4 protein-coding genes are annotated in these 3,286 nt (G+C 69.5%); all 4 read right to left on the bottom strand.

Annotation, left to right across the window (positions count from 1 at the left end; all coding sequences use genetic code 11):
• Window positions 1–199 precede the first annotated feature (199 nt).
• Genes ACFRMQ_RS39525 through ACFRMQ_RS39510 form a run of 4 tightly spaced genes read right to left on the bottom strand, consistent with a single transcriptional unit; the run spans window position 200 to window position 3,147 of the window.
• Window positions 200–520, bottom strand: a complete 321-nt coding sequence (locus ACFRMQ_RS39525) for a DUF6253 family protein (RefSeq protein WP_380735735.1) — start codon at window positions 518–520, stop codon at window positions 200–202.
• Window positions 520–1,326, bottom strand: a complete 807-nt coding sequence (locus tag ACFRMQ_RS39520; protein ID WP_380735734.1) for a maleate cis-trans isomerase — start codon at window positions 1,324–1,326, stop codon at window positions 520–522. The genes ACFRMQ_RS39525 and ACFRMQ_RS39520 overlap by 1 nt, the downstream gene beginning before the upstream one ends.
• 9 nt (window positions 1,327–1,335) lie before the next feature.
• Window positions 1,336–2,010, bottom strand: a complete 675-nt coding sequence (locus tag ACFRMQ_RS39515) for a transglutaminase family protein (RefSeq protein WP_380735733.1) — start codon at window positions 2,008–2,010, stop codon at window positions 1,336–1,338.
• Between the two features lie 18 nt (window positions 2,011–2,028).
• Window positions 2,029–3,147, bottom strand: coding sequence for an acyl-CoA dehydrogenase family protein (locus tag ACFRMQ_RS39510; protein ID WP_380735732.1), 1,119 nt, complete (start codon window positions 3,145–3,147; stop codon window positions 2,029–2,031).
• Window positions 3,148–3,286 lie beyond the last annotated feature (139 nt).

Genomic DNA, 3,286 nt, shown 5'->3' with positions numbered 1-3,286 from the left:
CCGGGTGCTCGGCGGCCCGCCAGGCGGCCGGACCTCCCATCAAACCGGTGGCGACAAGGGAGCCGACCGGAATTACTCATTGAGCCGGGCGAGTTGGGTATCGGGCCATCGACGCGGGCGTCGATACAGCCGGATCCCGTTGCGAGCGCCGGGGGGGCCGCACAAGGGGACTGCACAACTCGCGAATTCCCGCGCCTTCTTACGAGTGCGCGGTCGCCAGCGGAGAGCCGGCGGGTGTGTGCCGTTCGGGGAGCACCGCCAGGTCCATCTCGCCCGGCCCGCCGTCCACCGCCGAGGAGTCGAACGCCGCCGGTGTGGCGTCGGCCCCGCGGGAGCCGTGCCGGCCGTCGTACCGCAGGAAGTCCCGCAACCGGTCCGTACGCCGCGGGTGCCCCTTGATCAGCACCACGCCGTACAGGTTGTCGCCGTCCTCGCGCCAGCAGACCAGCGGGATGCGGTAGGTGTCGCCCTCCGGCGTCCCGAACACGGCCTCGTAGCCGTGGGCGTCCAACAGGGCCATCAGGAGCCCTCCTTGGGGCTCATGGCGAACAGGTGCCCGTAGTCGGTGATGCCGTGGGCGGTGTCGGCCGCGCCGGCGAGGTGGAGGGAGTGCCAGAGGATCACCTGGTTCGCGGTGACGACGTTGAAGCCGAGCTCGTCCTCCAGGGGCTTGATGGTGCCCACCGCCCGGATGCCGTTGCCGGCCACCAGGACGGCCTCCGGCCGGTGCGCGGCCACCGTGGTGCGGATCCATGCCGCCAGGTTGTCGGGCGTGATGGCCTTCTGGTCGGAGGGCAGTCCGCAGGGGCCGTGGTAGACGACGTCGTAGCCGAACTCCCGGAAGTAGTCGGCGCCTTGACCGGAGAGATCGTCGTCGAACCACGGCGGGTTGACCACCGCGATCCGGCGGGCGCCCAGGGCGTCGAACGCGACGCGGGCGGCCAGCGTCGTACCGGTGATCGGCAGCCCCCGGGTGACGGGCAGCAGCCGCTCGTACAGTTCCTTCTCCCCCTGGGCCTTCAGCGCGTAGCTGGAGGAGGTGAAGGCGAGGGTCAGGGCGTGCAGCGGGGAGGCCGCCAGTAGCTCCACGGCGTTGTCCAGGTGCGGGGCCTCGACGAACGTCAGGACCGGGTCGTACGGGATCTTCTCGTCCATCTCCCCGCCCGGACGCATGGCGGAGAAGTGGGTGCGCGATCCGTGGATGGACACCGACGCGGGGGCGATGGCCTGCAGTTCGGCCTCCGGGCCGACATCGGCGTGCGGTACGACGACGCCGATGCGGGTCGAGGCGTCCCATCCGTCGACGGGCGCGGGGGTGCTGGTCATGGGCTTCTCCTACCGGGTGAGCGCGGATTCGTCGGCCAGCCGGCCGCCGCCGACGGTGCCGGTGCCCCGGACGTCGAGGAACTTGGGGTGCTTGCGGCGCATGTTCTCGAGGACGAACTCGTAGGGGATGTCGTCGAAGGCTCCGTAGTCGGCGATGAACTCCATGGCGGCGCCCGCCCCGTGGGGGTGGTAGAGGCTGTCGTTGATTCCGTCGAACTCCAGGGCCTGCATGCCGTACAGCTTGCAGAGCAGCTTGTTGAACACCGGGGTGGCCTTGACCCATCTGCCGTCCAGGTTCACCTGGGTGAGCCCGTGGAAGAACACGTCGCCGCCGATGTACTCCAGCAGGCGGGGCGAGGCGAGGTGGTTGCGCACGTCGCCGTACACCAGGCGGGACGGGATGCCCAGGGCGCGCACGGCGGCCGCGTACAGCGCGGACTTGTGCAGGCAGAACCCGGACTGGGTGGTGGCGGTGTTCGAGGCCCTGAGACCCTCCGGGGAGAGGGGGGCGCCGTAGACCTCGTAGTCGACGCCGTCGCGCACCGCGTAGTACAGCTCGATCGCGTTGGTCCGCCGGTCCGCGGAACGGTCCTTGACGGCGTGGTCGATGAAGGCCTGCACCTCGTCGGTCTCGTAGTCGAGGAAGGCGGTGGGTCGCGTGAGTGGGGTCAGTTCGTCGTTCATGTCGGGATTCCTGTCCGCTCAGAGTCCAAGGAGCATGGCGATGCGGTTGCGCTGGATCTCGGAGGTGCCCGAGTAGATCGTTCCGGCGATCGAGTTGCGCAGGTCCCGCTCGATGCCGAACTCGGTGAGCACGCCCCGGCCGCCGTGGATCTGCACCGCGTCCAGCGCGGTCTGCAGGTTGGCCTCGGACACGATCGTCTTGGTGGCCGCGAGGTCGAGCGAGGCGTCCTGGTTGCGCTCGACCTTGGCACCGGTGTCGGTGAGCCACTTGCGGGCCGTCTCCACCCGCATCTTCATGTCCACGATCTTGTGGGAGACGCCCTGGTAGGAGCTGATGGGCTGGCCGAACTGACGGCGTTCCTTGGCGAAGGCGATGGTCTCCTCCAGGCGGCGGGTCATCTCGCCCAGGGTGATGGAGAAGCCGAAGAGGACCTCGCGCTTCATCACGTAGTCCAGGACGCGGAAGCCGGCGCCCTCCTGGCCGACCCGTTGGCTGACGGGAACGCGCAGTTCGTCGAAGGAGAGCCTGCCGACCGGGCTGGTGCGCAGGCCGATCTTGTCCATCGAGGGGCCCACGGTCAGGCCGGGGGTGCCGGCCTCGACGAGCAGGGTGGTGAGGCCGAAGGGGCCCGGCTTGCCGGTGCGGACGTACAGCAGGAACAGGTCGGCCACCGGGGCGTTGGTGATGAACATCTTGTCGCCGGTGACCACGTAGTGGTCCCCGTCGCGGCGGGCGACGGTGGACAGGTTCATCGCGTCCGAGCCACCGGACTGCTCGGTGATCGCGTGGGCGGTGATCGCCTCACCGGACATGATCTTCGGCAGGTACTTCTCCTTCAGTTCCTGGCTCGCGAACCGCTGGAGGGGCACGCCCACCGACACGATCTGGGTCGAGGCGGAGAAGGAGAGGCCGGCGTCGCGGGAGGTGTAGCCCAACCCCTCCAGGGCGCGCATCGTTTCGGTGAGACTGTGGCCGGCTCCGCCGAACTCCGGCGCGAAGTGGGTGCGCAGCAGACCGGTCTGCTGGAGGGCCTTCCACTTGTCGTGGGGGAACTCGCCCGCCGCGTCCAGCTCGCGAGTACCGGCGTTGAGCTGGTCGGCCCACGGGGCGGTGAGGTGAAAGAGGTCATCGGTCACGGGAGATCCTCGGGTTCATTCCAACGGTGGGATCGCGGCAGGAGCGGATCGGGGTCGTGCCGTGACGGCGTTCCACGGCACGGGCTGACGGCCACGGGCTCGGACGCTCACGCGGACCGGTGCGGTCAGGGCCCGGCCC

The organism is Kitasatospora sp. NPDC056783 (assembly GCF_042789895.1).
In the GTDB taxonomy this organism is placed as follows: Bacteria; Actinomycetota; Actinomycetes; order Streptomycetales; family Streptomycetaceae; genus Kitasatospora.
This window is presented reverse-complemented; position numbering and strand designations above follow the sequence as displayed.